Annotated in this window: 22 protein-coding genes; 13 read left to right on the top strand and 9 right to left on the bottom strand. The window is 67.1% G+C overall.

The window, feature by feature from the left end:
- Window positions 1-17: 17 nt before the first annotated feature.
- On the bottom strand, window positions 18-4,154 hold the full coding sequence (locus ACGFI6_RS37265; RefSeq protein ID WP_393127220.1) for a DUF6531 domain-containing protein: 4,137 nt from the start codon (window positions 4,152-4,154) through the stop codon (window positions 18-20).
- Between the two features lie 214 nt (window positions 4,155-4,368).
- Here ACGFI6_RS37265 and ACGFI6_RS37260 point away from each other — a divergent pair, with 214 nt between their 5' ends.
- Entirely contained in the window at window positions 4,369-4,995 is a 627-nt protein-coding gene (locus ACGFI6_RS37260) for a DUF6308 family protein (RefSeq protein WP_393127218.1), read from the top strand.
- A 20-nt stretch (window positions 4,996-5,015) separates the two neighbouring features.
- Here the strand turns inward: ACGFI6_RS37260 and ACGFI6_RS37255 are convergent, their stop codons facing one another.
- Entirely contained in the window at window positions 5,016-6,527 is a 1,512-nt protein-coding gene (locus ACGFI6_RS37255; protein WP_393127216.1) for an LLM class flavin-dependent oxidoreductase, read from the bottom strand.
- A gap of 76 nt (window positions 6,528-6,603) precedes the next feature.
- Window positions 6,604-9,633, bottom strand: coding sequence for a BTAD domain-containing putative transcriptional regulator (locus ACGFI6_RS37250; RefSeq protein WP_393127214.1), 3,030 nt, complete (start codon window positions 9,631-9,633; stop codon window positions 6,604-6,606).
- 93 nt (window positions 9,634-9,726) lie between these two features.
- Here ACGFI6_RS37250 and ACGFI6_RS37245 point away from each other — a divergent pair, with 93 nt between their 5' ends.
- From ACGFI6_RS37245 to ACGFI6_RS37235, 3 genes are read left to right on the top strand one after another with little or no spacing between them, the layout of a single operon-like run.
- Entirely contained in the window at window positions 9,727-10,290 is a 564-nt protein-coding gene (locus tag ACGFI6_RS37245) for an NADPH-dependent FMN reductase (protein ID WP_393127212.1), read from the top strand.
- 12 nt (window positions 10,291-10,302) lie between these two features.
- Window positions 10,303-10,842 carry a dihydrofolate reductase family protein gene (locus ACGFI6_RS37240; RefSeq protein ID WP_393127210.1) on the top strand — a complete coding sequence of 180 codons (540 nt, stop codon included), beginning with the start codon at window positions 10,303-10,305 and terminating at the stop codon, window positions 10,840-10,842.
- A gap of 10 nt (window positions 10,843-10,852) precedes the next feature.
- Entirely contained in the window at window positions 10,853-11,647 is a 795-nt protein-coding gene (locus tag ACGFI6_RS37235; protein ID WP_393127208.1) for a maleylpyruvate isomerase family mycothiol-dependent enzyme, read from the top strand.
- A gap of 18 nt (window positions 11,648-11,665) precedes the next feature.
- Here ACGFI6_RS37235 and ACGFI6_RS37230 read toward each other — a convergent pair whose 3' ends face one another.
- Entirely contained in the window at window positions 11,666-13,024 is a 1,359-nt protein-coding gene (locus ACGFI6_RS37230; protein ID WP_393127206.1) for an FAD-binding oxidoreductase, read from the bottom strand.
- A 275-nt stretch (window positions 13,025-13,299) separates the two neighbouring features.
- Here ACGFI6_RS37230 and ACGFI6_RS37225 point away from each other — a divergent pair, with 275 nt between their 5' ends.
- Window positions 13,300-13,851 carry a dihydrofolate reductase family protein gene (locus ACGFI6_RS37225; RefSeq protein ID WP_393127204.1) on the top strand — a complete coding sequence of 184 codons (552 nt, stop codon included), beginning with the start codon at window positions 13,300-13,302 and terminating at the stop codon, window positions 13,849-13,851.
- 32 nt (window positions 13,852-13,883) lie between these two features.
- On the opposite strand, the gene ACGFI6_RS37220 is transcribed toward ACGFI6_RS37225, so the two are convergent.
- Entirely contained in the window at window positions 13,884-14,789 is a 906-nt protein-coding gene (locus tag ACGFI6_RS37220) for a LysR family transcriptional regulator (protein ID WP_393127202.1), read from the bottom strand.
- Window positions 14,790-14,867: 78 nt separating this feature from the next.
- On the opposite strand from ACGFI6_RS37220, the gene ACGFI6_RS37215 reads away from it, so the two are divergent.
- Entirely contained in the window at window positions 14,868-15,821 is a 954-nt protein-coding gene (locus ACGFI6_RS37215; protein WP_393127200.1) for a DMT family transporter, read from the top strand.
- 32 nt (window positions 15,822-15,853) lie between these two features.
- Here the strand turns inward: ACGFI6_RS37215 and ACGFI6_RS37210 are convergent, their stop codons facing one another.
- Window positions 15,854-17,026: an epoxide hydrolase family protein gene (locus ACGFI6_RS37210; protein ID WP_393127198.1), complete on the bottom strand. Its 1,173-nt coding sequence runs from the start codon at window positions 17,024-17,026 to the stop codon at window positions 15,854-15,856.
- A gap of 146 nt (window positions 17,027-17,172) precedes the next feature.
- Between ACGFI6_RS37210 and ACGFI6_RS37205 the strand changes: the two genes are divergently transcribed.
- Window positions 17,173-17,742, top strand: coding sequence for a TetR/AcrR family transcriptional regulator (locus tag ACGFI6_RS37205; protein WP_393127196.1), 570 nt, complete (start codon window positions 17,173-17,175; stop codon window positions 17,740-17,742).
- A 500-nt stretch (window positions 17,743-18,242) separates the two neighbouring features.
- Here the strand turns inward: ACGFI6_RS37205 and ACGFI6_RS37200 are convergent, their stop codons facing one another.
- Together ACGFI6_RS37200 and ACGFI6_RS37195 are read right to left on the bottom strand one after the other, a co-directional pair.
- The gene (locus ACGFI6_RS37200; RefSeq protein WP_393127194.1) at window positions 18,243-18,932 is read right to left on the bottom strand and encodes a hypothetical protein; all 690 of its coding nucleotides are present in this window, start codon (window positions 18,930-18,932) and stop codon (window positions 18,243-18,245) included.
- On the bottom strand, window positions 18,929-19,273 hold the full coding sequence (locus ACGFI6_RS37195) for a hypothetical protein (RefSeq protein ID WP_393127192.1): 345 nt from the start codon (window positions 19,271-19,273) through the stop codon (window positions 18,929-18,931). Before ACGFI6_RS37195 ends, ACGFI6_RS37200 begins: the two co-directional genes overlap by 4 nt.
- Before the next feature lie 155 nt (window positions 19,274-19,428).
- On the opposite strand from ACGFI6_RS37195, the gene ACGFI6_RS37190 reads away from it, so the two are divergent.
- Both ACGFI6_RS37190 and ACGFI6_RS37185 read left to right on the top strand, forming a co-directional pair.
- A complete protein-coding gene (locus ACGFI6_RS37190; RefSeq protein ID WP_393127190.1) occupies window positions 19,429-21,978 on the top strand; it encodes a histidine kinase in 2,550 nt (849 codons plus the stop codon).
- Window positions 21,975-22,619 (top strand): response regulator, encoded by a 645-nt coding sequence (locus ACGFI6_RS37185; RefSeq protein WP_393127188.1) that lies wholly within the window; start codon window positions 21,975-21,977, stop codon window positions 22,617-22,619. The genes ACGFI6_RS37190 and ACGFI6_RS37185 overlap by 4 nt, the downstream gene beginning before the upstream one ends.
- Before the next feature lie 221 nt (window positions 22,620-22,840).
- Here ACGFI6_RS37185 and ACGFI6_RS37180 read toward each other — a convergent pair whose 3' ends face one another.
- Window positions 22,841-23,857 (bottom strand): helix-turn-helix transcriptional regulator, encoded by a 1,017-nt coding sequence (locus tag ACGFI6_RS37180; protein ID WP_393127186.1) that lies wholly within the window; start codon window positions 23,855-23,857, stop codon window positions 22,841-22,843.
- 54 nt (window positions 23,858-23,911) lie between these two features.
- Here ACGFI6_RS37180 and ACGFI6_RS37175 point away from each other — a divergent pair, with 54 nt between their 5' ends.
- The 4 genes from ACGFI6_RS37175 (at window position 23,912) to ACGFI6_RS37160 (ending at window position 26,685) form a co-directional block, all read left to right on the top strand.
- A complete protein-coding gene (locus ACGFI6_RS37175; protein ID WP_393127184.1) occupies window positions 23,912-25,042 on the top strand; it encodes an epoxide hydrolase family protein in 1,131 nt (376 codons plus the stop codon).
- Between the two features lie 227 nt (window positions 25,043-25,269).
- Entirely contained in the window at window positions 25,270-25,623 is a 354-nt protein-coding gene (locus ACGFI6_RS37170) for a hypothetical protein (protein WP_393127182.1), read from the top strand.
- A 70-nt stretch (window positions 25,624-25,693) separates the two neighbouring features.
- Window positions 25,694-26,044: a hypothetical protein gene (locus tag ACGFI6_RS37165; protein WP_393127180.1), complete on the top strand. Its 351-nt coding sequence runs from the start codon at window positions 25,694-25,696 to the stop codon at window positions 26,042-26,044.
- Complete coding sequence (locus ACGFI6_RS37160) at window positions 26,041-26,685, top strand: hypothetical protein (protein ID WP_393127178.1); 645 nt, start codon at window positions 26,041-26,043, stop codon at window positions 26,683-26,685. The genes ACGFI6_RS37165 and ACGFI6_RS37160 overlap by 4 nt, the downstream gene beginning before the upstream one ends.
- Window positions 26,686-26,935: the final 250 nt, after the last annotated feature.

Here is a 26,935-nt window from a genome sequence, read left to right as displayed (position 1 = left end):
CCGGGCGAGTCGCGAACTCATCCGATCCCCCACTTCTTCAGTTGGTTCAGCGTCGGTTCCGAAGACGAGGCCAATTGTCCCGCGTACGGCCCGTCCTTGTAGACAAAGACCGCGACTAGCTTCGAGTCGATCACACCAAGGAACCCCTTGACCTGATAGTCGCCCAATTGGTGGTTAACTGTCGCATCTGGGTGCTCCAAAATCGGAACCAGTTCGCGTCTGATGATTTCAGGGCTCTTCTTGCCGGACCACTGCGGCAGGAGCCCCGCCGTCACCAGATGCTTAGTTCCATGCTGCAGACGGTTCGGTGTCAAGGCACTGATGCCCGTGCCTTCTGCATAACCAAGCGCCGGGACAGCACCTTCTGTCGCAGCACGTGCTCGGCCGATGGCCGGGAAGCGGCTGGCGACGAGGCCTACTGCTACGTCGGCGGCCAGTTGGGAGCAGTTGCCTTTTAGGATGCAGGCTTGGGAGTCCAGGATGCCGGCGGCGCCGGCGGAGATTACGCCGGTGGCTGATGAGACTTCTAGGAAGATGGGGACGGCGGGGGCGCAGGGGCGGGCGAGGGTGCAGACTACGGCGCCTACCAGGGCGGCTGTGGAGATGTAGCCGGAGATGTGGGAGACGTCGGTGAGGGTGCCTTCGACGTCGTCGAGGCCTTGGAGGTCTGTGGTCTTGAGAGGATTGCCGGTCGTGTAGGCGTAGGGGTTGGCGGAGCCGGCTTGGTCGGGGGTGAGGAAGGTTCCGGTGGTGGGGTTGTATTCGCGTTGGCCGAGCAGGTAGTTGCCGTTGGGGAGCTGGAGGCCGCCGATGTAGCCGGGTGCGGGTGCGCTCGACGGGTCGGCGGCCGGCTTGTCGGAGGGGGTCTGGGCTGCGGGGCCGACTCGGGTCTGGCCGTAGGGCTCGTAGGCGTGCTGGGTTGGCTTGGCGGTGGACGTTGCGAGGATCGAGCCGTTCGGCGAGGTGGTGAGCGGGGTCAGCGCGCTGGGCGTTTGCTGGGCGAGGATGCCGGCGCCGTACAGGTAGCGCGTCGGTTTCGAGTCCTTGGTGGTGTTGAGGACTTGGGGTGAGAGCGGATCCCAGAGATAACGGGTGGTGCTGCGGCCCCTGGTTGCGGAGGTTCGGCGACCGTCGCCTGAGTGCGTGTATGTGGTGGTGGCACCAGCCGCCGTCGACGTGATGGGTTTCCCTGCGGCGGACCAGGTGTAGGTGGTTGTACCGTCGGAGGTCAGGTTGCCGTCGGCGTCGTACCTGTAGGTGCGAGCGCTCGGTACGTCGAGCGGGTAGTCCGGTGGAGACGTGATGGACGCCTGGAGTTCGTTGCCCGAGCCGTACAAGGACCAGGTGCTGCCGGTCGGGCGCTGCTCCCAGATGCGGTTGCCGTTGGCGTCGTAGTTGTAGCGGATGTAGTCGCGCGCATCGTCCGTGCATTGATCGACGCCGTAGCAGGCCGCGGTGAGCCGGTTCAGTGGGTCGTAGTTGTACGACGTCTTACCGGCAACTGAGTCGTCCGAACGAACCACATTGTCGGCTGGGTCGTAAGCAGAGGTGATCGTGCGGAGAGCGTGCGCGCCCCGCGTGACGGACAGCGAGGTGGTGCGACCGCGGACATCCACCTTCTCGGTCTTGACCAATCCGCCGGGCTGCGTCGTCGTGATCGTGCCGTGGGCGAGGTCGTAGCCGTACGACGCCAGCGGTTTTCCGTCAGCCACCGCTGATGCCAGGCGGCCGACGGCATCCCAGGTGTAGGACTCCGTGTGGCCGACCGCGGTCCGGCCGGCGAGGTTGCCGTTGGCATCCCAGCGGTAGCTGACCGCGCCGGCTGGCCCGGTGGACGAGGTCAACTCGTCGAAGGCGTCGTAAGCGAAGCGGGTCACACCTAGGCCGTCAGTCATCGACGTACGCCGGCCCGCAGCGTCCCAGGTGTAACTGACCGCAGGAGTCTTGTCGGAGTACGCGATCCGCAGCGGCGCGCCGCGTGGGTCGAGCGTGAACGAGGCGGTCTTGCCCGACGGGAGCGTGGTTCGGATCAGGCGACCGGCCTTGTCGTACGTGAACCGCCAGGTGCGGCCGCCGTAGGTCGTAGCGGTCGTCCGGCCTGCACCGTCGTACGTGAAGGTCTGCTCACGACCACTCGCGTCGACAGTCTTGGTAACGCGGTCCGACCCGTCGTAGGTCATGGTGGCCTCGGGCAACGATGGTCTGGTGACCCCGACCACTGCGCTGGTGTCGTCGTACCGCAGCTTGGTGGTGCCGCCGCGGGCATCGACCAACGTCGACACGCGGCCCTGCGCGTCGTAGGTCTGGCTCGTGGAGACATCCAACGGGCCGTGCTGCGTCAGCGGCTGATCGTCGTCGTTGTACGTGACGGTGCTGACCGCACCACGCGGGGAGGTCACCTTCGCCGGTCGTCCCCAGCCGTCGTACCCGATCTGCGTCACCTGGCGCAGCGGACCCGTGACCCGTACCAGATCGCCGTCGACGGAGTACGCGTACTGCGTCGTTCGTCCGAGCGGATCGCGGGACGCCGTCACAAGCCCGCGCGCGTCGTAGGTCACCGCTGACGTACGACCGCCGTACGACGTAGCAGTCAGGTTGCCGCGGGTGTCGTACATGTACGTCGTTCGCCGCCCGAGCGGGTCGGTAGAGGTCACGACGTCGTTGCGGCCGTTGTACGTCCGCCGAGTCACCGCGCCAACGGCATCGGTCGAGGCGATGTCGCGGCCGAACGCGTCGTACGAGTGCCGGGCGCCATGGCCGAGGTTGTCGAAGACCCGGATGAGGTTGCCGTCGGCATCGTAGTGGAACGTCGCGGTCGCGCCGGTGGGGTCGGTCTGGCGGATGAGCCAGTTCCGCTCGTACTCGTTGATCCACTTCCCGCCCGTTGGGTCCGTCATCGTGGACGTCCCGCGGATGCCCTCGGAGTCCCACGACCAACTGGATCGGCCGCCCTTCGCGTCGGTCTGCGCGACGACGCGCCCGGTTGAGTCGTACTCGGTCACGTACGCCGGCGCAGCGTCTCCCACCGACTCAGACTTGAGCCGTCCATCGACGTACGAGTACCGCGTCCGGATCCCGCCGGCCGACGTCACCTCCGTCAACCGACCGTCGGCGTACGAGTACCGCACTGTCCGAGGCTCGGCCGGACCTGACAACCGCACCGACGCGATCTGGCCCTGCTCGTTGTAGTCGTAGGACAGCGAGCGTCGCCCGTTCGTGACGGTCCGGACGCGGCCCGAGACCTGCTCGATCGTCACGCCTTGACCGTTGCGGTCGCGGATCGACTGCAGCTCACCCGCCGCGGAGAACTGCATCCGCATCTGGTCGACGCTCGTCAGCACATAGGTAGACCCTGATTGCGTGAGCGTGAATCGAGCACTGCCGGGCTCCACCGCGAAGGCGGTTCCCGTCCGCGTGAACCCGATCTCTCGCCCGTCCGAGGCCAGATACCGGGCGCCGGTCGGCGATAGCGCCAGCCGGTCGGAGTACGACGAACGCCAGCCGACGCCGAGCGGACCGGTCGATGCGTCATTCGAGTTGTACGTCCGGGTCACGGAGAGCGGCACCCCGAGAGCTGTCACCGACGCGTCGGTCTCAACGGCAGCCAGCGCACCCGTGAGCGAGTTGACCGGGTCGGACTGCATCGCGAACGGCCCGAAGAAGGCGCGCGCCTGTTTGTCCGGGAACACGAACCCGGGCGCACCGGCATAGATCATCACGTTCGCGACCGCGGAACCCTTGCCGTTTGTCAAGGAAACGGTCAGGAGGTTGGGTGAGCCGATGAACTTGCAGTCGAGGGGCACTGCGACGGACCATGCGAGCGACTGGGTGCGCGCCGGCTTGGGCTTCGGATGGTTGTCACACGGCCAGTGGCTGACCTGCCAGGTGCGGGCGTCGGTGATCTTGAGGTTGCACAGGTCGATGGTCGGATTGAACGTCCGGGCCTGGAAGCTGAAGGTGAGCCCGGTGCCGGCGTGTGCCATGCCGCCGTCGAGAGCGATTTCGTCGCCTTCGCTCAGCAGCTCGCCGCCGGCGGAGACCGCAACATCGGGATGCAGACAGGTGTAGGCGTCCGGCGGTGTGGCGTAGGAAGCGGGTGTGAAGGGGACGAGGAGGAGGACTGCGAGGACGAGCGCGAGCAGCCGGTGCCGCATGATCGCCTCCGCTCGGTTGATGGCCTGTGACAGAGAGTTTACGGAGATCGGGCCGTCAACGGAGCGGATGATTACAGGTTGTGGATAACGGGCAGTGACCCAGGCGTCGCGGGGGCCGCGGACTCGCTACGATCTGCGGAAACAGTGTGAGGAACGTTCGAATGATGGTCCGCCCGCTGGCGGGTTTGCCACCACGAGTGTGAGGGTGTGGCTCATGAACATCGGTACCCGGAAGATCGTCGTCGACGAGGCGATCGCGCAGCTGCGGCTGTACGCCGAAACGAACGGCGCCGTGCTGCAGTACTACGACGGGTTGCCGGGGCTGACCACCGTCGGTGGCTCCGACCCGAACCGGATCACGCTCGAGGATCTGGCCCGAACGATGGTGATCGGCTCCGACCTGCGGGCGCTGGACATTCCGTGGCTGCTCGAGGTGGAGGCTGAGAAGGCGCTCGCGGCGATCCCGGTGGACGCGCGCCTCGAGGACGCCGGCGCGGGGAGCGACCTGTTCACGGCGGCGATGGCGCTCGACGACCTGTTCACCGGACACCGCGGGTTCGGGCACGCGAAGAAGTCGAAGCTGCTGCACCTCAAGCGGCCGTACCTCTACCCGGTGACCGACAGCTTCATCCGGATGACCTACGGCACGGCGTCGGCCGGCGCCGACTTCCTGTCCGCGGTCCGCGACGACTTGGTGAACCCGGCGAACGTCCGGGACTTCAAGCTGCTCCAGGTCCGCCTGATCGCGGAGCCGGCCACGTCGGCCGCCCGCCTGCTCGGCGAGGTGCCGACGCTCCGTCTCCTCGACATCCTCGCCTCGCTGCTGGGCGAGGCGAAGTAGGCCCCAGAGGCCAAGTAGCCCTAGAGGACTCCGAGCCGCGCGAGCGGCTCGACCAGTTCGCGCTCCTCGTAGGACAGATGCGAGAGCAACGTGTCGTCGAGCAGATCCACAGCTGCTCGCAGACCGTCGATGCTGCCTGAGCCGTCAACCAGTGCGACGAGTGCCTTGTCGACGCCTTCCAGCACCTCGTGGATGATCTTGTGCTCCTCCTGCAGCCGGTCCACGACTGGGACCAGCTCCGGGTCAGCACGGCGGAGGTGCGGGAAGAGCGACGCGTCCTCCAGCGAGTGGTGCGTCGTGACGAGCCGGCAGTACGACTCGCAGTACGTGCCCAGCGTCCAGTTGTTCTGCCGCATCGTCATCGTGTTGATGTGCGACCGCGCCGCCCCAACTCCGAGCGTCCCGGCCGCGACCTGCTCCACCAGATCACGCACCTGGTCGAGCTCAGCACGCAGGTGGTCGTGTACGTCGACCAGATGCTGGCCGGACTGTAGCTGGTACGGGGTGTAGGTCCGTGACGGATCCTGCGTCGGACCGGTCGGCCGCTCCGACTCGTCCAGGAGCTGTACTGCGCTACGCCGTACAGCAGGTGGTGGTGTCGGTACGACCCCGAAGCCCCCGGCCACAGAAGCGGGAGCGGCAGCAACGGCAGCACCAGACCGTGCCACCTCAACCGCCTCACGCACCCCAGCTGCGACCTCAGCGAACCGCCTGATGTCGTCAGGGTTGTCGGAGGCAAGGATGTACGTGCTCATGCCCTCCCCCAGCGTCAGCTCGGTCAGCTGGTCGATCCACAGCTCCTCAGGCCCCTGCAAGAACCCGCCACTGCCGTTGAACTGGCCAGAGATGTTGTAGAGCCGCCGTACCGCGGCAGGGTCCCGGCCTGCGTCGACAGCCGCCTCGTCGATCAGCTTGTTCATAGCGGCCAGCTCCTCAGGCCCTGCGTACCCGCTGCTCGGCAGCCAGCCGTCCGCAAGCCGTCCGGTCAATGCGAGCATCCGCGGCTTGTACGCACCGAGCCAAATGGACACGTCATGCGCAGGCACGGGACCGCGCTTGGCCCCCGCCACCGTGTAGTGCTTGCCGGACAGCCGGATGCCGCCGGCACCGGGCGTCCAGACCTCGCGCATGATCGCGATGGCCTCCTCCAGAGCGGTGATGCTCTGCCCGGTTGTCAGCCGCGGCCCGGCGTTGGCCGCAACCGCGTCCAGGAACCCGCCCGCACCCAGACCGAGCTCAACCCGGCCGCCAGTGATCAGGTCAAGTGTCGCGACGCTGCGCGCCAGCACGACAGGGTGGCGCAGCGGGAGGTTGGCCACGTTAGTGCTGACCTTCACGCGCTGGGTCTGGGCAGCAACGACGGACAGCAGCGTCCACGCGTCCATCAGGCGAGGCTGGTACGGGTGGTCCTGGAAGGTCACCAGGTCCAGCCCGACCTGCTCGGTCAGCTGCGCCAGCGCGATCACGCGGTCCGGAGTCTCGACCGCGGGAGTCAGGAACGTGCCGAAGACCAGCTCGTGGCCGTAGTCCATGGTTCACCTTCACCTGTTGAGAGAGCGTCGCGAGCCAAACTACTTCGCTACGCCAATAATCTCAACTACAGAACATCTACTGCCGGACGAGCAGCGCGTACGCCTCTGCAGGACTCAGCTCCGCGCCGCGTGCATGTGCTGCCTCGTACCCGGCCTCACCCAGGGCAGCTGTTGCCGCGGCAACAGCGCGGTCGAGGTCCTCGGTCTCGCTGGCCGCCATCAGGTAGTTCTCGGTGGCCCGTGTGGCGGCCACGCACCCCTGCAACACGGCAGCAAGCCTCTTGTCCGGGTGACAGGCGGCAACACCCTCCAGAGCCCAGCACATGCCACGCAGCGACTCGAACTCCTCCGACACCCGGAACGCCTCCAGATGCAGCTCCAGGCCGTCAGCCGGCCGGCCCTGGAGCTCCTTGACGACCCCGAGCTCGTCCAGCACGAGGGTCAGGTAGAGCACGGCCTCCTTCTGCCGGCGCGCAGCGTCGATCAGCTCCTGCAGCCGCGTCGACGCCTCGTCCAGATTCCCGCTGCGCCGAGCTGCGAACGCCAGCACGATCTCCGCGAGCGCCTGGGTGGAGCGCTGTCCTTGTTCCGTTGCCAGCCGCACCGCGCGTTCGCCGTACATGTGCGCCGACTCGTAGTGCCCTTGACGGATCGACGTCCAGCCGAGCATGCCGAGCGCGCCCGCGACCTCGGGCCACATCCCGATCTCCTCGGCGGCCTCCACACCCTCCAGGTGCAGCCGCTCCGCCTCATCGAAATCACCAACGAGCTCCGCGTGCGCGCCGAACCAGCCCGTTGCCTGCAGTACGCCCCAGCGATCCCCCAGCGCACGGAAGATCGCGATGCTCTGGCACGCGTCGTCGTACAGGGCAGGCAGGTCCGCCCGTACGTGTGCATGCTTCGCGCGCGCAGCCAGCACCGCTCCGACGCCCCACTGGTTGCCGTCGGCCTCAAACCGCTTCAGGGCCGCCTCCAGCAATGACAGGCACGTCGGGAGATCACCGGCGTCGCTGGCCGCGTGCCCGATCCACCAGAGCCCCATGGCATCGGCTGTGTCGATCCAGCGGTCTCGCTCGGCCGCAGCATCAGGCTGCCCGAGCAGGTACATGTACCCGGCCCGCCACGCGCCGGCGCGTGCAGACCCCGGAACTGCCTCCAGCGACCGCAGCGCCTCCAGGTGGCGCCCTCGCAGGAACCAGTACCACCCCAGCGCGTCCACGAGCCGTTCAGCCAAGTCCAGCTGACCTGTGGTCACTGCGCGATCCAGCGCAACCCGGAAGTTGGCCGTGTCCTCGTCCAGCAACGGCAACCACCGGCTCTGCTCCGCACCGAAGAGCTCAGGCCGCGCCGCCTCAGCCAGCGACACGTAGTACTCCAGGTGCCGTTGACGTGACGACTCCAGCTCGTCAGCGGCCCGCAGCTTGTCGACGCAGTACGCAGCCACCGACTCCAGCAGCCGGAAACGAGTGCCGTCCACAGGTACGACGAGCGACCGGTCGACCAGCCGTACAAGCACATCCAGTACATCGTCCTCGCCGCAAACAGCTGCCGCAGCTTCGGCCGTACATCCATCTGCATGTACGGCGAGACGCTGCAGAACGGACTGCTCTGTCCCGTCGAGCAGCTCCCAACTCCAGTCGATCATCGCGTGCAACGTCTGCTGCCGTGGTGCAGCGCCACGATGCCCCGTCGCCAGCAATCGGAAGCGGTCGTCGAGCCGCGCTACCAGTCCACGGACTCCCAAGGCACGCACTCGAGTAGCTGCAAGCTCCAGCGCCAGTGGAATCCCGTCCAGCCGCCGGCACAACACTGCGACGTCAGCAACGATCTCCTCCGTCAGGGAGAAGCCCCTTGCGGCCGCAGCTGCGCGGGTGACGAACAGCTGCGCTGCGCTGCATTCACCAACAGCTTCGACGCCAGCTGTCAGTGGAGGTACCGACAGCGGCGGCACGCTCCACACCACTTCGCCAGCAAGGCCCAGCGGCTCACGACTCGTAGCCAACACTCGTAGGCCCGGCGCTGCAGCCAGCAAGCGATCCGTCAGTACGGCGACCTCCTCGACAACCTGCTCGCAGTTGTCGAACACCAGCAACCGGGAGCCCATCACCGCTGCCAGCCGGTCCACGACCGCACCTGTCTCGCCCGTGTCTCGGAGATCCAATGCGGCCTGCACTGCGTCGGTGAGTGCGTTGGCAACTGACAGGGCGTCGGGTGTGATGGCAGCCAGCTCAACCAGCACCACGCCATCAGCGAAGCGATCAGCGCTGGATGTGCCGGCAGCGAGCGCCAGCCGCGTCTTACCGACTCCGCCTGGACCAGTGAGCGTGACGAGGCGCGACGAGGTCAAACACGACTGAATGTCAGTCAGCGCATCGGACCGGCCGATCAACTCGGTCATCTGTGCAGGCAGGTTGCTACGCGCATGGGGCAGGTCCTGCGTCAGGATCGACTGCTGCAGCGCAACCAGCGACGGGCTCGGATCTAGACCGAGGTCCTCCAGCAGCAGCTCACGTAGCTCGTCAAAACTCTCGAGTGCCTCACTCTGCCGACCCGCCCGGTACAGGGCCTTCATCTGCGCAGCACGGAGACCCTCACGGAGCGGGTGCTCGCGGACAAGCTCGGACAGGTCCGTCACCGACAGCTCAGCCCGCTCGCAAGCACCCAGCCGCTGGTCAGTCAGCCGCGCCACCGTGGTCTCGACAAACGCCTCGTCCGCGAAGTCCGCGTACGCCGGGCCACGCCACAACGCCAGCGCCTCGTCCACCGCTCCCGCATCGAGGAGCTCGCGGAAGCGCAGCACGTCGTACGAAGCACCAGAAACGGCCAGGGCGTAGCCGGCCGGGCCTGACTGCACCAGAGACCGGCTACCGGGCTCAGCGTCTTCGAAAGCGCGCCGCAGCTGGGACACCTTCGCTGACAGCGTCCCAGACGGGTTCCCAGGCAGCTCCGATCCCCACAGGTGGTCGATGAGGCGGTCAGCAGGCACCGGACGCCCCTCGTGCACCAGCAGGTCGGCCAGCAGCGCGCGCACCTTCAGCCCCTGGATGACCACGGGCGTTCCCGCGTCCGTCCACGCCGTCACCGGTCCGAGCACCCCGAAACGCATGACGGCACCCTATTCCGGCCGCAGGCAAAGAACCGGAAAGAAACCGTAAACGCCATCGGGCAGAGTCTGAGCCAGACGGAAGGAGGACGGCAGATGCGACTGGCAGTGATCATCGGGAGCACCCGGCGTGGCCGGTTCGGACCGACAGTGGCCGACTGGCTCACGCAGCAGGCAGTCAAGCAGTTCGAGGTCGACGTCCTCGACCTCAAGACAGCCGGCCTGCCGGACGGCCTGCCTGACCCGGACGACGAGCGGCCCGCAGAGGTCGACGCACTCGGCAGCAGGCTGGCAACCGCAGACGCGTTCGCCGTAGTCACACCGGAGATCAACTGCAGCTTCCCGGCTCCGCTGAAGACCGCACTGGACTGGTACTACGAAGAGTGGCACGCCAAGCCCGTCGCGATCGTCAGCTACGGCCGGGAGCACGGTGGCTGCCACGCCACCGCCCAGCTGCGGCAGGTCTTCAGCGAGCTCCAGGCCGTCACCATCCGCAATACCGTCGCACTGCCCTGCTACTGGGAGCAGTTCACGGCCGACGGCGGTTGGCCCAAACCTTCCGCCGGCTACGAGGCAGCAGCCAAACTCATGCTCGACCAGCTCGTCTGGTGGGCCGAAGCGCTACAGGACGCCCGCAAGCGGCGTCCGTACCAACCCTGAGAGGAAAGACCCATGAGGAAGCTGATCGAGTCCACGTTCGTCACCCTGAACGGCGTCATCGAGGAACCGCAGAACTGGAGCCCGCCGTACTGGGACGACGAGCACATGGCCTACAACCAGAGCCTGATGGAAGGCGTGGAGGGACAGGTACTCGGCCGCGTCACCTACGAGGGCTTCGCCGACGCCTGGCTGTCGCGGGCCGGCGACCCGGTCGCCGACATCTTCAACGCGATGCCGAAGTGGGTCGCCTCCCGCACCGTCACCGAGTGGAAGTGGAACGCGCAGCCGCTCGAGGGCGACGCTGCCGACGCGGTCCGCCGGCTCAAGGAGTCCGAGGGCGGCGACCTGATCAAGTACGGCACCGGGTCGTTCTCGAAGACGCTGCTGGAGAACAAGCTCGTCGACGAGTACCACTTCTGGGTCTTCCCGGTGGTCGCCGAGGGCGTGAACATGTTCCACGGCACCGGCATCGAGCCGACCCACCTCGAGCTGCTCGGCACGACGACGTTCAAGTCCGGCATCGTCGTCCACAAGCTCGCCCCGAAGGCCTGAGGACAGACCGATGACAGAACTGCACCCCGAGCGTGCTCGGCAGGCGATTGTCGAGCACACCCGCCGGCTGGCGGAGTCGGCCGTCGCGGCCCGCCCTGACGCCACTGTGCCGACAGCCCCCGCGTGGACAGTCGCCGACCTCGTCGAACACATCGGCCAGACCCAGCACTGGGTCGCTGAGATCGTGGAGCGGCGCATCACCGATCCCACGCAGCTGCCTACGGAGATGGCTGTGCTCCCTGCCGACCCGGGTGCGTGGCCGGCGTGGCTGTCGGAGTCCGCGGAGCGTCAGGCGAGCGCGTTCTCGGACGACGCGCTCACGGCGCCGGTGTTCAACCCGTCGGGCGACGAGCGCACCGGGGGGCAGTTCTGGTTGTCGAGCGCACTCAACGAGGCAGTTGTGCACGGCTACGACGCAGCGAGCGTGGCCGGCCGTGCAGTCGAGCTCGACGCGGACATCGCTGCCGCACTCATCACCAACCATCTCGCGATGCTCACGTCGCCCACGTGGGAGCTGATGCGGTCCGAGTCCGCCCACGCCATCCGCGGCACCGGGGAGACCCTGCAGTGGGTTGCCGCGGACGGGGCGGGTGCCTGGCACGTCGAGCGCCGGCCGGACGGAGCTATGTGGCAGCGCGGCACCCGGCCTGCCGACGTGACGGTCAGCGGGCCGGCTGCCTCGCTACTGCTCACCATGACCCGGAGGGTCTCGCTCACCGATCGCGAGGCCACCGGCATCAGTGTCAACGGCGACATCGGCCTTGCCGAGCACTGGCTCGACAACACGGCCCATGACGCCGGCTGACACCGCCGTACCAGCTCTTTACGGCACGATGTTCTGGTTGAGGTGGAAAACGTTGGCCGGGTCGTACTTGCGCTTCACCTCCGCCAGCCGGTCGTAGTTCTGCCGGTAGTTCTCCCGGATCCGGCCCTGGTCGTCGCCGGCCATGAAGTTGATGTACCCGCCGGCCTCGGAGTGCGGCGCGACGTCGTCGTAGTACGAACGGACCCACTCGGTCCCGGCGTCGTTGTCGGCCGGATCCGGCCACATGCCGGCGATCACGGTCGCGAAGTTCGCATCCCGGTACGCGAACGCCGTTGCATCCGGGGTGACCCGGTGGCAGGCTCCGTTGATCGGATAGATGTGAACGGTCGAGTTCACCGACGGGAGGCCGGGCGCGTGCCGCAGGTGCGCCTGGATCGCCTCGTCGGTGAGTTCGGTGACGAAGTTCGCCTTCCAGTAGTGCTGCAGGCCGGGCGGCACCAACGCGTCGAACGCGCCGTTGAGCGCCGGGTACGGCATCGGGCCGACGTGCTCGGCCATCACCGGCGCGAACTCGCGGAACTTCGAGATCTGGGTCTCGCCCTCGTCGAGATCACCCGCCCAGCAGCCGACGATCGCCGCGAACGGCTCACCGTGCCGGTTCTCCGGGATGAACGGCAGCGGCGGCGCGATCTGGAACGCCGGGAACCCGCCGAGCTGCTCGGGTGCGTCCTTGATCAGTTCCCGGAACCCGGCCAGTACGGCGGTCGCGTCGGACAGCTCGAAGAACATCGGACCGCCGTAGATTGTCGACAATGGTGCCAGCCGGAACTCGAGCGCGGTTACCACGCCGAAGTTGCCACCACCGCCGCGCAGCCCCCAGAACAGATCCTCGTTCTCCTTCTCGCTCGCGATCAGGAACTGCCCGTCGGCTGTCACGACGTCGGCCGAGACCAGGTTGTCGCAGGACAGCCCCAGCCCGCGGGCGAGGTACCCGATCCCGCCGCCGAGCGTCAGCCCACCGACACCGGTGGTCGAGATGATGCCGCCGGTCGTCGCCAGCCCGAACGCGTGCGTCGCCGCGTTGAAGTCGCCCCAGGTCGCTCCGCCGCCGGCCCGCGCCGTCCGGTTCACCGGGTCGACGCGGACGTTGCGCATCCCGCTCAGGTCGATCACCAGACCGTCGTCGACCGTTCCGAACCCGGGCACGCTGTGGCCGCCACCGCGGACCGCGATCTCCAGGTCGTTCGTACGCGCGTAGTCGATCGCCGCCATCACGTCGCCGGCGTTCTCGCACCGGACGATCACCTGCGGCCGCTTGTCGTGCATCCAGTTGTTGACGCGGCGCGCCGCGTCGTACCCCTCGTCGCCCACCGTGAAGATCTGCCCGCGCGTGCGTTCCCGCAGGTTGTCGATCATCTGACTGCTCCCCTGAAAGTCCCGTCGCAGATCGGCGTACGCACGTGACGCACACCGCGCAGACCGGTCGTCGCCGTCCAGCGCAGCGCGAGAACCTTTACCCCAGACATCAGCTCAGAGAGCGGCTGAACCCCCGGCGGGCGGCCGGCCCTCCCCCAGACCCGCCCGTTCACCCCGAATCTCCCAAGCCCGACGGGATTCGTCAATAACCGATGTCAAACCGAGCCGGACGGCTCCGACCAAGGGGCACAGGCAACCAGCATCCGGAGGACATCATGCGGAAGATCATGTACTACGTGCACCAGTCGCTCGACGGCTTCATCGAGGGCCCGAACGGCGAATTCGACTGGGCCGAACTCGGTCCGGAACTGGGCGCCTACTCGATGGGTCTGACCGAGCGCGCCGATCTGTTCCTGTACGGGCGGACCGTCTGGAACATGATGTCGTCGTACTGGCCGAACGCCGAGGCGATGAACCCGGACCAGCACGCGATCGAGTTCGCACCGGTCTGGCGGCGAACGTCGAAGATCGTATTGTCGACAACCCTTCAATCCGCCGAGTGGAACACCCGGATCATCCGCTCCGCCGACGAGCTCAAGGCGATCAAGAACGAGCCGGGCAAGGACATCCTGCTGACCGGCAGCTCGAGCGTCGCGGCGGCGCTGACCTCGCGGGGGCTGCTCGACGAGTACCACGTGATCGTGCACCCGGTGGTCCTCGGCGGCGGCAAGCCCGTCTACCAGCCGACCGGACGGCAGACACTTCGACTGGTCGACTCGCAGACATTCGACAATCGGACAGTCCTCCTCCGCCACGACCTGGTCTGACCAGTCCGCGCGCCAGAATCAGAGTTGGTGGTTCAGGCGGGGCCGGTGCCTGCGGCGCGGAGTGCGTCGGCGACGGCGGCGACGGCGGGCGTTCGGGTACGACGGGTCAGCAGGAAGACGCCCCGTCCTACGTCTCCTTCAGCCGGCAGCCGTACGGCCACTCCCGGCGCGCCCGCCCCGACAACCAGATCCGGGAGCAGCGCACCGGCGCCCGTCGTACGCACAAGCTCCAACAGGATCAGGAAGTCGTCCGAGCTGTACCGGATGTCCGGCTCGAACCCACCGAGCTCGCGGCAGACGCGGACGTGCATCTCGCGATGCCCGGTACCAGGCTGACACGCCGCCCACGACATACCGCCCAACTCCCGCAGCGGAACCCGCTCGCCACCAGCCAGCGGATGATCCGCAGGGAGAACCACATGGATCTGCTCACGCAACAGGTGCTCACGGTGCAGGTCGGCGTGTACGGCGCGCGGCTGCCCGTCGTACTCATCACCAACCATCACGTCCAACTGCTGCAGCCGTAGTGCAGGCGCGGCCTGCTCGACCTCAAGCTCGGCCGCCTCCACACGGATCTCGGGATGCGTCGCCGCGAGACTGCGGATCGCCGGCGCAACGACGCGGATGAACGCGGACTGGAACGACGCGATCCGGACCACGCCGGCTACCCGACCGGCGGCGACGGCCGCCAGCTCCGCCTCGGCCGCCTCGACTCCTTCGAGGAGTACGGTCGCGTGCCGAACCAGGACCTCACCGGCAGCTGTCAGCCGTACGTTGCGGCCGATCCGTTCGAGCAATGGCGTACCGGCTTCGCGCTCGAGAACCGCCAACTGCTGGGAGATCGCACTGGGCGAGTAGCCGAGCGCGCGGGCGGCGCCGTGCACGGTGCCGCGGCCGTGGACCTCACGCAACAACCGCAGGCGATGCAGATCCATCATTTGTTCAGCTTAGCTTCACAGTGCTGTCCGTGAAGCCGTGATGGACGTGAACGGTTCACTGGTCTGACCATCGATGTCGTGGGACGCCTCTTCTGCCTTCTTTCCGCCGCCGCTTTCGGGGTCATGGCCGTGTTCGGCAAGCTCGCGTACGACGCGGGCGTATCGGTGAATGCGCTGTTGCTGGTCCGGTTCGGTCTGGCCGGCGCACTGCTGCTGGGCATCGCGCTCGCCCGCGGCGCGCTGCGTAACCTGCCGCGTCGGGCTGTGGCGACCGGACTCGCGATGGGCGCCTTCGGGTACGCCGCGCAGTCGACCTTCTACTTCTCCGCGCTCGCGCGGATCGATGCCTCGCTGGTCGCGCTGATCCTCTACCTCTATCCGATCCTCGTCATGGGTGCGGCGATCGCACTCCGCCGCGAGCAGACGTCACGCCGGCGCATCGCCGCGCTGCTGATCGCGCTGCTCGGGATCGGGTTGGTGCTCAGCGGTGCACTGTCGGGCGAACTCGACTGGCTGGGGATTCTGCTTGCATTGGGTGCACCAATCGTTTACACGGCCTACATCATGGTTGGAGACTCGCTGGGAGGCGAGGTACCGCCGCTCGCGCTGACGGCATTGGTCTGTACAGGCGCGTTCGGAACCTTTGTTTTGCTGGGGTTTCTGCGCGGTGCGCCGAGCTTTGGGTTCGCGCCGGTCGGATGGCTGTGGCTGGCTGCGGTTGCGTTGATCAGTACGGTTGCCGCAATCCTGCTGTTCTTCGCAGGGATGGCGCGCGTCGGACCGTCCGTGGCTTCGATCCTCTCGATCTTCGAGCCGGTCGTCACGGTGATCGCCGCAGCCACAGTCTTCGGCGAACAACTCACCGCGACGCAGTGGCTCGGCGGTGCCCTCGTACTCTCCGCCGTCCTCATCGTCCAATGGCGCACCCGACCGGTCGCCGCTCCCCTCGAACATCCCGACGAAGCCTCCGGGACGCCCTCCTGCAGCTCGATCCAGGTCGCGGAACTGACGGCCCGAGTGAAGCCCGACTGATACGCGCGCGCTCCTGAGCTTGTGCGTTGGCGTCAGGAACGAAGGGTGCGCAGGCCGGTGCGGATTTCGCTGACCAGGATCTCGGGCTCTTCCAAGGCTGCGAAGTGGCCGCCCTTGTCAGCCTCGCCGTAGTGGATCAGATTGCTGTACGTGTCTTCGATCCAGCTTCGTGGCAGGCGTGGAATGTCCCTCGGGAAGACTGTCACCGCGACTGGAAGCGTCAGCTTCGGGCCCGCGAAGGTGGCCGATCTGTTCTCCCAGTAAATGCGGCTGGACGATGCTGCGCTGTTGGTGAACCAGTAAAGGGATATCGCGTCGAGCATGTCGTCGACGCTGATGGCGTCCTCGGCGAGGCCGTTGTTGTCGGTCTTGGACTGGAACTTCTCGTAGATCCAAGCCGCCTGACCGGCGGGAGAATCAGCCAGGGCGAACCCGACAGTCTCCGGCTTCGTGCCCTGAAGGTGGTTCGAGCCACCGAGACCGCCCGTGTAGAGGGCGAGGGTCTCGACCGCGTGATGCTGTTCGGGCGACAAGGTGTCGGGTATCCGGGCAGGAAAGGCGTACTGGGTGTTCAGATGAATTCCGAGGAGCCCCTCAGGTTGCATGGCCCCGAGAGCGGTGGTGACGACGGCACCCCAATCGCCGCCTTGCGCGGCCCAGCTCGTGTAGCCGAGACGCTTCATCAGCTCGACCCACGCGCTTGCGATGCGCGATACGTTCCACCCGGTCTCGGTGGGTTTCTGGGAGAACCCGAACCCGGGGAGCGACGGGACGACGACGTCGAACGAGTCGGCGACGTCCCCTCCGTACGAAACCGGATCGGTCAGCGGGCCGATCAGCTTCAGGAACTCGACGATCGAGCCCGGCCATCCGTGCGTGAGTATCAGCGGCATCGCGTTGGGATTCTTGGACCTGACGTGGATGAAGTGGATGTCCAGCCCATCGATCTCAGTCAGAAACTGGGGCAAACGATTGAGCTCGGACTCGAAGCGCCGCCAGTCGTAGCTGCGCTGCCAGTAGTCGACCAGAGCTCTGGCGTTCGCTAGGCGAACCCCTTGCGACCAGTCGCCCACCGTTTCCGGATCCGGCCACCGAGTTCTGGCCAGTCGCTGCTTCACGTCGTCGATCGCCGAATCCGGGATCGAGACGCTGAACGGGCGGACCATGACCGAGGTCGGCGGCGTAGGTGCTGTCATTGCCTTCATCTCCTGGGCTTCGAAGCACAGCGCAACTCTCCGTTGCACGCTGATGTGCAATCTACTTTCAATGCACACCGGTGTGCAATGTGATTCGTTGCACACCGGTGTGCAACACTGCGGTCGTGCCTACCGAGTCCTCCCGTGCGCGCTCGATGAACGAGACACGCGATCGCATCCTCGACGTCGCCCTGGCTGTCCTGGGCGACAACCCCGACGCCGGAATGGGCGACATCGCCGCCGCGGCCGGCGTCGTCCGTCGTACCGTCTACGGCCACTTCCCCTCGCGCCTCGACCTGGTCCGGACACTCACGGAACGGGCAGTCACCGAGATGACAGCCGTACTCACCGACGTCGACGCCTCCGACGCACAAGCGGACGCGACGTGGGTCGAATTCATCGCCCGCATCTGGCCGGTGGCGCACCGGTACCGAGTGCTGCTGGCGCTCCGCCGTGGCGAGTACGGCGACGCGATCCACAGCCTGCTCGGGCCTGTTGACGAGCTCCTCGCCGACCTCGTCAAACGGGGCCAGGACAGCGACGTGTTCGCGCAGCACCTGCCGGCAGGCATTCTGAGCCAGCTCGCCTACGGCGCCGTGTTCGCCATCGCGGACAGCGACTTGTCGAAGGAAGCCCACGGCGTCCGAGCGGCGACGATCACGAGCCTGCTGATGCTGGGAGTTCCCGAGGCACGCGCAATCGCACTCGTGGGCGACCAGCCCTGACCCCCCAGCACTTGAGCGGGCGCCGCAGATAAACCCACCCACCCGCCGCCCGCTCACACCAGCCCCTTCGCTCCTGCCGTCCCCCGCTGACACGTTGCCTCAAGCACAGACGCTCCACCGCTCACTCATTCCTCACCCACACCTTCCCCCCACTCCCGCGTTCTGCCTCGCTCGCACCTCCCCCGCTCACGCTTCCTCCCCCCGCTCACACTTCCTACCCCCACTCCCACGTCCTGTCTCGCTCACGCGTTCTGCCTCGCTCGCACCTCCCTCCGCTCACACCTCCTCCCCCACTCCGCGTTCTGCCGCTCGCACCTTCCCCCACTCCCACGTTCTCCGTAGCTCACGCGTTCTCCCTCGCTCGCCGGCCCCGTCGGAGATGAACACCCCTCCGTATTGCGCCCCCTCGCACGTGGCCGGCGCCGATGATCTCCATCTCGGTCAGGATCTGGCCCGGCTCTCCACTTTGCGGTCCCGCCGCGTGTGGCGGCGTTCCGACTTCAGCGGAGCGGTTGCCATTCGTCGTTCGGCATCCGGAGGATCGCCCACCCCACCGCGGCGAACCCAGCTGCCTGCAAGCCCCAACCGACCAAATCGAGCGTGTGGCTGCTAACGATGACCGCAGCCACGAAGTGGATCGGCTGCGAAACGGCGACCGCCACCGCGGCCCACCGCGGCCCGACCTGAGCACGCCACATCGCGACACCAAGCAGCAGCGTGCCGAGAACGTGTCCGATCACGAACGTGAAGCCCGCGAGATCCATCGAGCCGTGCGTGACATCGGCCGCCTTCGCGATCGACACCGGGTCGAGCCCCGCCGTACCCGCAGACCAGGTGAACACATCACTCGACGCCGTCCAAGGCAGCGACAGGTACCCCGGGACCACCAGGAAGAGTGCGATCGCGGTCAACCAAGGCGCACCCCGGAGAGCCAGGCGGCCAACGAAGTACACGCCAGGCACCAACGTCAGGAACGCGATGTACGCCAGCCACAGCACGAACGAGCTGCGATCCAGATCGTCGACAATCCTATTGGTGATTGTCGGAACGTCGTCAGTCGTGTTGTACGGCAGGAAGTACCGGAGCAGCGCGACCGCAGCCGGCCCGATCGGCAAGATGACCGCCGCCGCCCACCGCCAGACGGGCCGGATATCGGCGCGGGACGTCGTACGGCTGATCGTCTGTGTCATCGCGCACCTGCCAGCTCGCGCTTCGGCAGCAGTACTGCGATCACGCCGACGACTGTCGCAGCAACGCCAAACCCAGCGGCAACTACTGCTGCTGTCGGTACGCCGTCCGCGAAGAACGCCGGCACTGTGAGCAGCGCCGACGCCAACCGCAGCGTGATCAGCGGCGCCAGTGCCCACCGCCGGCCCCGCCAGGCGAACCCGACCAGTACCAGACTGATCACCCCGACCACCGCGGACCCGATCGCGATGCTCATCGGCGGGTGCTCCCCGTCAGTCGTGAGCGGCGTCGCGACGTCAACCAGTGCGAGCAACCCGAGCAACATCAGCCCAAATCTGTACATCTTCCCTACCCCCTTGTCTCAGCGTGGGTATCACCGTCACCCGGCGACGACGGAGTCCGCTGCGGGGCCAGATCCCTTGGCGACGGGCGGTCCCCCAGCCGATCCGGGATCCTGATCCCGAGACGCCGGGAACCATTCGGGCGCACACTGCCGGTATGACGACCTCCGGGAACCGCCGCGGCCTGGCCGGCGCGCTAGCCGCGCTGGTAGTCGTCGGAGTGGTTTTCGCGGTCGCGTACGGCGTCTCGATCGGCTGGGGCTGGCAGGAAATGGTCGACAATTTCCTTGTCACCAATGGGCTGATGGCGCTGACGTTCGGCCTGTGTGGTGCGGTGATCGCGTGGCATCGGCCCTCCAACGCGATCGGCTGGCTGTTCCTCGCGGACGGGATCGGGCACGCGATCACCCCGGTTGCGGACGCACTGGCGTATGTGGTGCACGGGCAGGTCGCCCAGCAGGTACTCGTCACGATCTCGCTGGCCGCGTGGCCGTGGTCGATCGGGCTGTTCCTGCCGCTCGCGCTCCTGCTATTCCCAGACGGACGGCTGCTGTCGCCACGCTGGCGCTGGGCCGCGATCGGCATCATCGCAACGTCGCCGCTCTTCGTCCTGGAGATGACGGGGAGCGGCGAGCCCGTGTCGCCGGACCTCCCGTACGGGTACCTCACGCTGCGGAACTTCGACGCGCTGCAACCGCTCTGGACCGCGACCGAAGTACGCAACCTGGTCGCGATCCTGCTGGCCCTCAGCTGCCTCGGCATCCGCTACCGGCGCGCCGACGAAGCCGGTCGTCGGCAACTGCTGTGGTTGCTGCTGGCATCGGTGATCGCACTGCTCTTCGTGATCCCGTGGTCGTTCGTCGCGGGGACGCCGATCCTTGTACTGCTGGCGATTCCGCTGATCCCGATCGCGATCGCGGTGGCAATCGTACGGCACCAGCTTCTCGACATCCGACTCGTCGTATCGCGGGCGTTGACCTGGGCGCTGTTGTCGTTGGTTGCTATTGGCATCTATGCGGCGCTGGTCGCGCTGCTCGATTCACTGATCGCATCGCAGGTCGGGCGGTCCGCGGCGGTCACCGTATTCGTTGCCCTGATCATCGCGCCCGTACTGCCTCGACTCCAACAACTCGTCGATCGCGCCCTGTACGGCGACCGCCACGATCCGGCGCGGGTCGCGTCGCGAGTGGGCTCACAACTGTCGTCCGGCCTACCAGGCGTAGTCGCCGCGATCCGCGCAGCCCTCCGCCTCCCCTACGCCGCCCTCCGAGTAGACGGCGCCACAATCGCCGCCGACGGCACCCTCCCAACCCGCCCGCACCCCGGCACAGACGGGACAAACACCACAGCCACAGGACCCACTGCGCTGGCGGCGGCTGATGCGGGTGTGGCGCGGGCGGAGACGATTGGCGTGGCGGTCGATGGGGTCGGCGCGGGTGGGGTGAGGGAGGGGGTGTTTGTTGTGCCGTTGGTGTATGGCGGTGAGGTGGTTGGGGCGCTCGAGGTTGGGGTGCGGTCGGGTGAGTCGGCGTTGTCGGCGGCGGATCGGAGTGTGCTCGGGCTGGTCGCCGTGCCTCTTGCTGTTGCTGTGCACGCGACCCGACTGTCCGCTGAACTGCAGGCGTCGCGGGAGAAGCTGGTGTCAGCGCGCGAGGAGGAGCGTCGACGGTTGCGCCGCGACCTGCACGACGGCTTGGGACCAACTCTGACAGGAGTCGCGTTCTCCGCCGACGCCGCTGCGAACCTGATCACCACCGACACCTCACAAGCTCTTCCCGCCGGCGCCGCGCGAGCCGTCGAACTGCTTGCGCGGTTGCGTTCAGATACTCGGACGGCAATTGCTGACGTACGGCAGTTGGTGGAGGACCTGCGTCCACCGGCGCTGGACGAGCTCGGGTTGGTGGGGGCGCTACGACAGCGAGTGGATCAGCTGTCGTTCCGCGCGGATGGGGCGACGATTCGCGTGGAGGTTGCCGCCGATGGCTTGCCGGCATTGCCTGCTGCGTTGGAGGTTGCGGCGTACCGGATCGCGACCGAGGCGCTGACGAATGTCGTGCGGCACTCGTCCGCGACCTCTGCCGTACTGACATTGCGCTGCGAGAACGACCTAGAGATCGAGGTAGCCGACGACGGTCCGCCCACCGACCCGTGGCACCCCGGCGTCGGCCTCCAAGCCATGCGAGAACGAGCCGCCGAACTAGGCGGCACCTTCCAAGCCGGCCCCACCCCAACCGGCGGCCACGTCCGAGCCCGCTTCCCCCTACCGACCCGACCCCCGACAACCCCAACCAGCCAAACCAACCCAACCACTCCGACCGGCCAGGCCACCCCGACATCCACCCTGACAGCCGCCCCGCCTTCCACCCCCAATTCCGCCTCGCCAGCCGACCCAACTTCCACCCCACCGTCCGCCCCGGGAGCTAACCCGCCTGCCGACCTACCCGCCGACCCGCCAGTCGTCCCGGCCGTCACGAGCCTCCAGCGTGCCACTCCGGCAGACGGCGAACTCGCTGCCGTTGAGCCCGACCCGCCTGCCGATCTACCCACCGACCCGCCGACCGACATCTCCGCCACGAACGTCCAGCGCGGCACTCCGGCAGCCGGCGAGCTCGGTGCTGTTGAGCAGGATCCGCTGGAAGACCAGGATGTCGACGGATGCTCTGCCGGGGTTCGGGTGGTTGATGAGTCTTCGTTGGAGGTGCGGTGATTCGGGTTGTGCTGGCTGATGATCATCCGGTGGTACGGGCCGGGTTGGAGGCGTTGCTCAGTTCGCTGCCGGGGATCGAGGTGGTGGGTGTCGCCTCGACCGGGCGGGAAGCGGTCCGCGAAGTCGTCACGACCCGCCCCGACGTCGCCGTACTCGATCTGCAGATGCCCGACCTCGACGGGTTCGCGGCCACCCGCGAGCTCGCCCGTTCCGCGCCCGAAGTCGCCGTACTCGTGCTCACCATGTTCGAGGACGACGATTCCGTCTTCGCCGCGATGCGCGCCGGCGCCCGCGGCTACCTCGTCAAAGGCGCCGAACAGGACGAGATCGCCCGCGCCATCCGCGCCGTCGCGGCCGGCGAGGCGATCTTCGGCCCCGGCGTCGCACGCCGCGTACTCACGTTCTTCGCCGCCCCACCACCCACCGACCCGTTCCCCGAACTCACCACCCGCGAACGCCAGATCCTCGACCTACTCGCCGCCGGACTGTCCAACCCCGCGATCGCCACCCGCCTCGACCTGGCCTCGAAAACGGTAGCCAACAACGTCTCCACGATCTTCACCAAACTGGGCACCGCCGACCGAGCCACCGCGATAATCCAAGCCCGCAACGCCGGCCTAGGCGTACCGAAGGACGGGTAGAGGTCCACATCTCCGCCTACTCCCCCGCCTGCCCCAACCGCCAGAGCCACACAATCGCCGACCACCACCCGTCCTTCAGCACGCCAGGCTCGCGCCCTTGCCCGACGCGCAGCGCAACTCGTGCCCTCGCCCGACTCGCAGCACGGCTAGCGACAGGAGGTAGTCGGCGCGGTCGAGCCGTCCCCCGCGTGGTCTCGATGCACCGGCCACAAATCGGTGGACTACGTCCTGTCGTTAGACGCTCCACAAGTCGCGTTGAGGTAGCGGTTGGCGACGGTTTGGAGGTGGGTTATGAGGGCGGGTGGGCCGTCGACGTGGAAGTCGAGGCCGAGCATGCCGATGTAGACGGCGATGGTCTCGAGGGAGTCGGCGCCGGTGATCAGGACGCTGGTGTTGTCGTCGACGGACTCGACGATGCCGACGGCGGCGTGGATTCGCGACAGTACTTCCTGTGCAGGTGCATGGACTGTGATCCGTGCGTGCACCTTCCAGCCGGCCGACGCGACGTCCCGCAGTACGAAGTCGGCGTACTCCGCATCCGGCATCGGCCGCGGCTGGTACCGGCGACCTGTTGCCATCCGCAACGACATCCAGTCGACGCGGTACGTGTGCCAGACCGACTCCTCGTCCCGCGCAACGAGGTGCCAGTACCCGTGCCAGCTCACCAGCCGGTACGGCTCCACCAGGATCGGCAGGTCCTGCCCGGCGCTCGACCCGGCCTTGTAGAGCGATGCGCCCTCCGGTACCGCGTACTCAAAACGGAGGTAGTGCTCGTCGCGGATACAGGCGGCGATTGTTGACAATAGGATTGTGTCGATCTCGGGCGGATCGATGTTCGAGCGGGTGTTCTCGGGGCCTTGGTCCATCGCGTTGTTGATCGCGTTCACCTGGCGTTGCAGACGGTGCGGGAGCACCTGTTGGAGCTTGGTCAGCGCGCGCACGCTGCTCTCGGCCATACCGACGACACCCGCACCGGTTCGCAGACCGACAGCAACGGCGACCGCCTCCTCGTCGTCGAGCAGCAGCGGCGGGAGCTTCGCGCCGATGCCGAGCTGGTAGTGGCCGGCCGGACCGCGGGTGGCGTCGACCGGGTACCCGAGCTCGCGCAGCCGGTCGATGTCATTCCGTACGGTCCGCGTCGTCACCTCGAGCCGCTCGGCCAGCTCGGCACCCGTCCAAGCAGGACGGGTCTGCAGCAGCGCCAGGAGCGTCAGCAGGCGCTGCGAGGTCTCCAGCAAAACAGTCTCCTAATTAGGAATCTAATGTTCCTATACGGATTCTACGGTAGAGCCATGAACAAGAACGAGAGCATCCGGCCCTTCACCGTCACGATCGACCAGGCCGACCTGGACGACCTGCTTCAGCGCCTCGCGCGGACCCGGCTCCCGGAGGCGGCGCCCGGCGACGACTGGGACTACGGCACCCCGAACCACTACCTCCGCGAGATGGTCGACCACTGGCAGAACGGCTTCGACTGGCGCGCGCAGGAGGCCCGGATGAACGAGTTCCCGCACTACCTGACCGAGATCGACGGCCAGACCGTGCACTTCATCCACGTACCGTCCAAGGTCGAGGACGCGACCCCGCTGCTGCTCACCCACACGTACCCGGGCTCGTTCGTCGACTTCCTCGACATGATCGGCCCGCTCACCGACCCGGCGGCGTACGGCGGCTCTCCGGACGACGCGTTCTCGGTCGTCGTCCCGTCGATCCCCGGCTTCGGGTTCAGTACGCCGCTGGTCGACCGCGGCTGGACGATGGCCCGCGTCGCCCGCACGTTCGACACGCTGATGCGGCGGCTCGGGTACGAGTCGTACGGCGCGCACGGCTCCGACGCCGGCGCGATGATCGCCCGCGAACTCGGCGTACTCAACCCCGAAGGTTTCCTCGGACTGCATGTCCTGCAGCTGTTCTCGTTCCCGTCGGGCGACCCGGCGGAGTTCGAGAAGTTCACGCCGGAGGACTACGCGGCGCTGGAGCACCTGAAGTGGTTCCAGTCGGTCGGCGGGTACAACGCCATCAACTCGACCCGCCCGCAGACCGTTGCCGTCGGCATCTCCGACTCCCCCGTCGGGCAACTCGCCTGGAACGAACTCTTCAACAACTTCGGCAACGGCACCAGCCTCGTCACCCCCGACCAGATCCTGACCGAGGTCTCCCTCTACTGGTTCACCAACACCTCAGCCGCCGCCGGCCGCTACCACTACGAAGAAGCCAACGCCGGCACCGAACCGCAACCCAACAACGCCCCCACCGGCGTCGCCGTCTTCGCCGACGACTTCAAAACCATCCGCCCCCTCGCCGACCGAGACAACCCCAACATCGTCCACTGGTCCACCTTCAAACAAGGCGGCCACTTCGCCTCCCTCGAACGCCCCAACGACCTCACCACCGACCTCCGAACCTTCTTCCGCAACCTGTGACATCGCCGAAGGGCCGGCCCACCCTGAGCCGGCCCTTCACGTGCCGGGATCGAAGGCGCAGTCGACCGGCAAGCTGCCGACGTCGACGATGCGCACGATGCCAGCGGCCCCCGTGACCGCTCGGTACCGCGCTCTCCGTTGCCGGACGCCCTGTGGATAACTTCCGACCTGAGCGGGACGCCGCCCATAGTCTGATGAGAACAGTTGTCGATGCAGAAGGGTTCCTGATGGACTCGGACGAAACGCTCCACGTACTCCCCGACGGCGACCGCGTTTGGGTGATCAAGACCTCCACCGCGGCCGGTCTCCTCCCCCAAATGCTCGACCGCTTTCGCCTCGGCCATCAGGACCCTCTGATCTTCGGCGACACCGGCGAACCTGAAGGTGTAGTAGTCCCGTTCGAACTCTGGCGAGCCCTGGACACTCGCGTCTTCGATGAGGACGGTTTCGACACCACCTACACCATCGCCCGCGCACGCCTCGCCGACCCGCGCCCATCAATCCCCATCGAACAGGTCGCCGCCGAACTCGGCATCGACCTCAGCCAGCCGGTCGACGACTCCGACCTCCCGAAGAGCTGACCGCGCGGTTCGGGATCCTGCCGCTCTTAGACTCGATTAGGTTGGGAAGACAGCTATCCGAGGAGCTCAGATGTCTACCGAGACACCGCAAGATCGGCCCAATGGTGACCGGGTCAATGTGATCGATACGGCGACCGCGGCGCACAACCTGCCCCGGATGCTGCGGCGGTTCCGCTCAGGTGAGGCCGAACCACTCATCTTCGGTGACGATGGCCACCCCGAGGGCGTGGTCGTGCCTTTCGACCGGTGGGAGAAACTCGAGGAGCTGGCAGCGGACGCCGAGCAAGCCACCGAAGCCCGTGAGGTCACCCGTCGGCGCCTGGCGACGAATCGCGTCGAAGACTACGTGTCGGCCGATGACGTCGCCGCGGAATTCGGATGGAACCTCGACAGTGACAACGAGCCGCCCGCCTCGCGATGACGGCCAAATACCATCTCATCGTCGATCCGGAGCTGCTAGACGAGCTTCGTGAGCTGCAGTCCCAGGCGCGATCCGAGCCCAACGGTCCTGCTGCTCAGCAGTTCGAGGCTGTTCGCCGTGGGTTGAGCGCCCTGCGCGAAGGCCGCGAAGCAGAGCTCGCCGGCGAACGTCTCGGCCGCTCCGACGATCATCCGGATCTTCGGGACTGCGCTGAGGTCAAGATACCGGTAGTAGAGGAGTTCAATCGCCGGGGACAGCCGATGGGGCCCTCGCACCGGCTCACCTACCGGGAGTTCGAAGGCCCGACCCCGGATCACCTACCAGTACGGCAGGTGATCGCCTTTGCGCCCCGCAAGAACGGCGAAATCTTCGACGTGACCGCCAACCGCCTCGGACGCTCGAAGGGCGTCGCCCTCGGTGAGCTCGACCACCTGCCAACAGTGCGCCCGGCAGTTGGTCCCGGCAAAGAGGCCGACCGTCCTATCGCGCCGCCGCGAATGGCCCTGCCCCCTGATCTGGCGCAAGCGTTCAAGGCCATGGACGGACTTGCTCCACCCACCAACTCCGCACCACAGGCAACCAACCAGCTACCCGCGGCTCGACGCCGTCCTCCCGGCCGCGGCCCTTCCCAAGAAAAGTAGCCGCAGGCGGCAACACGACCGCTAAGCTAAGACCGCGAATGTTGGTGCGCTCTGGCACGCCCTCCTTGGCCGAGCGGAAATGAAGCCAGGGATCCACGACGCGCCAGTGACGCATAGTCTGCTTTCCTCCGGTCAGCGGCCCCTTCCGGCGCGTGAACCACCACGTGAAGTGCACGCGCGTATCGCGCCGTACGTCCGGTCTCACACGTCGGAGCACGACGCTCCCGGGCGCAGGGCCGCCAAGTCGCCG

Source organism: Kribbella sp. NPDC048928 (assembly GCF_043197975.1).
GTDB lineage: Bacteria > Actinomycetota > Actinomycetes > Propionibacteriales > Kribbellaceae > Kribbella.
This window is presented reverse-complemented; position numbering and strand designations above follow the sequence as displayed.

Coding starts and splice junctions, on each gene's coding strand:
- ACGFI6_RS37265 (WP_393127220.1), bottom strand. CDS start 4,154: ATGCGGCACCGGCTGCTCGCGCTCGTCCTCGCAGTCCTCCTCCTCGTC.
- ACGFI6_RS37260 (WP_393127218.1), top strand. CDS start 4,369: ATGAACATCGGTACCCGGAAGATCGTCGTCGACGAGGCGATCGCGCAG.
- ACGFI6_RS37255 (WP_393127216.1), bottom strand. CDS start 6,527: ATGGACTACGGCCACGAGCTGGTCTTCGGCACGTTCCTGACTCCCGCG.
- ACGFI6_RS37250 (WP_393127214.1), bottom strand. CDS start 9,633: ATGCGTTTCGGGGTGCTCGGACCGGTGACGGCGTGGACGGACGCGGGA.
- ACGFI6_RS37245 (WP_393127212.1), top strand. CDS start 9,727: ATGCGACTGGCAGTGATCATCGGGAGCACCCGGCGTGGCCGGTTCGGA.
- ACGFI6_RS37240 (WP_393127210.1), top strand. CDS start 10,303: ATGAGGAAGCTGATCGAGTCCACGTTCGTCACCCTGAACGGCGTCATC.
- ACGFI6_RS37235 (WP_393127208.1), top strand. CDS start 10,853: ATGACAGAACTGCACCCCGAGCGTGCTCGGCAGGCGATTGTCGAGCAC.
- ACGFI6_RS37230 (WP_393127206.1), bottom strand. CDS start 13,024: ATGATCGACAACCTGCGGGAACGCACGCGCGGGCAGATCTTCACGGTG.
- ACGFI6_RS37225 (WP_393127204.1), top strand. CDS start 13,300: ATGCGGAAGATCATGTACTACGTGCACCAGTCGCTCGACGGCTTCATC.
- ACGFI6_RS37220 (WP_393127202.1), bottom strand. CDS start 14,789: ATGATGGATCTGCATCGCCTGCGGTTGTTGCGTGAGGTCCACGGCCGC.
- ACGFI6_RS37210 (WP_393127198.1), bottom strand. CDS start 17,026: ATGAAGGCAATGACAGCACCTACGCCGCCGACCTCGGTCATGGTCCGC.
- ACGFI6_RS37205 (WP_393127196.1), top strand. CDS start 17,173: ATGAACGAGACACGCGATCGCATCCTCGACGTCGCCCTGGCTGTCCTG.
- ACGFI6_RS37200 (WP_393127194.1), bottom strand. CDS start 18,932: ATGACACAGACGATCAGCCGTACGACGTCCCGCGCCGATATCCGGCCC.
- ACGFI6_RS37195 (WP_393127192.1), bottom strand. CDS start 19,273: ATGTACAGATTTGGGCTGATGTTGCTCGGGTTGCTCGCACTGGTTGAC.
- ACGFI6_RS37190 (WP_393127190.1), top strand. CDS start 19,429: ATGACGACCTCCGGGAACCGCCGCGGCCTGGCCGGCGCGCTAGCCGCG.
- ACGFI6_RS37175 (WP_393127184.1), top strand. CDS start 23,912: ATGAACAAGAACGAGAGCATCCGGCCCTTCACCGTCACGATCGACCAG.
- ACGFI6_RS37170 (WP_393127182.1), top strand. CDS start 25,270: ATGGACTCGGACGAAACGCTCCACGTACTCCCCGACGGCGACCGCGTT.
- ACGFI6_RS37165 (WP_393127180.1), top strand. CDS start 25,694: ATGTCTACCGAGACACCGCAAGATCGGCCCAATGGTGACCGGGTCAAT.
- ACGFI6_RS37160 (WP_393127178.1), top strand. CDS start 26,041: ATGACGGCCAAATACCATCTCATCGTCGATCCGGAGCTGCTAGACGAG.